Origin of the sequence: Tolumonas osonensis (assembly GCF_014202415.1) — a bacterium.
Taxonomy (GTDB): Bacteria; Pseudomonadota; Gammaproteobacteria; order Enterobacterales; family Aeromonadaceae; genus Tolumonas; species Tolumonas osonensis.
The window spans coordinates 1-1097 of sequence record NZ_JACHGR010000030.1 but is presented as its reverse complement, the minus strand read 5'-3'; the positions used below and the strand labels follow the sequence as shown (position 1 = coordinate 1097).

2 protein-coding genes are annotated in these 1097 nt (G+C 71.5%); both read left to right on the top strand.

Going from position 1 to position 1097, the window contains the following annotated elements:
* Window positions 1-438, top strand: a 438-nt coding sequence (locus HNR75_RS15425; protein ID WP_188027825.1) for an integrating conjugative element protein, incomplete at its 5' end; no start/stop codon positions are given.
* Window positions 439-442: 4 nt separating this feature from the next.
* On the top strand, window positions 443-1097 hold a 655-nt coding region (locus HNR75_RS15420; protein WP_425506838.1), incomplete at its 3' end, for a P-loop NTPase family protein.

The window sequence follows — 1097 nt, the reverse complement described above, 5'->3', positions numbered from 1 at the left end:
GGCGGCACGTCGGCATTGCCGTACTACGAAGCCCTGAATCTCCAGCCGCGCGCCAACGCACCGGCGCGGCCGTCCATCCCGACGCCCCAGGTTCCTGCCACACGGGCGGACGAAGCCGCGATGCTGCCGGTGCGCAGCGCCAAGCTCACGCCTGGCACCGTGGCGCGGCGTGTGATTGAAGCGCCCGGCCTGCGGCCGTTCGTGGTCATCGGCGACGACGAGGCTTCCCGGGCCTGGTTGCAGCGCCGCGCCGCCGCTTTGCGCGAACGTGGCGCGGTCGGCCTGGTCGTCAACGTCGAGACCGCGCAGGGCCTGGCGCGGCTGCGCGCCCTGGTGCCGGGCGTGCCGCTCGCGCCCGTGGCCGGCGACGACCTGGCCGATCGCCTGGGCCTGCGGCACTACCCGGCGCTGATCACGGCCACCGGCATCGAGCAATGAAGCCATGTCGGGCAAACAGCCGGTCGAGGTTCTGCTACGCCCAGCGGTGGAGCTATACACCGTCGCGGCGTGTGCAGGCGCCGCGTTTCTGTGCCTGGTGGCCCCATGGTCGCTCGCGCTGAGCCCGGCCATGGGCATCGGCAGCGCCTTGGCGTTCGGCGCCTACGGCGCGATCCGCTACCGCGATGCCCGCATCATCCTGCGCTACCGGCGCAACATCCGCCGTCTGCCGCGTTACGTGATGACCAGCAAGGACGTGCCGGTCAGCCAGCAGCGCCTATTCGTGGGGCGCGGCTTTCTCTGGGAGCAGAAGCACACGCATCGGCTGATGCAGACGTACCGGCCCGAGTTCCGCCGCTACGTCGAGCCGACGCCGGCCTACCGGCTGACCAGGCGCCTGGAGGAACGGCTGGAGTTCGCGCCATTGCCGCTCTCGCGCCTGCCGAAGCTCACCGGCTGGGACGCGCCTTTCAACCCCGTGCGCCCGTTGCCGCCTGTCGGCGGCCTGCCAAGGCTGCACGGCATCGAGCCCGACGAAGTGGACGTCAGCCTGCCGCTGGGCGAGCGCGTCGGGCACTCGCTGGTGCTGGGCACCACGCGGGTGGGCAAGACGCGCCTGGCCGAGTTGTTCGTCACGCAGGACATCCGCCGCAGGAATG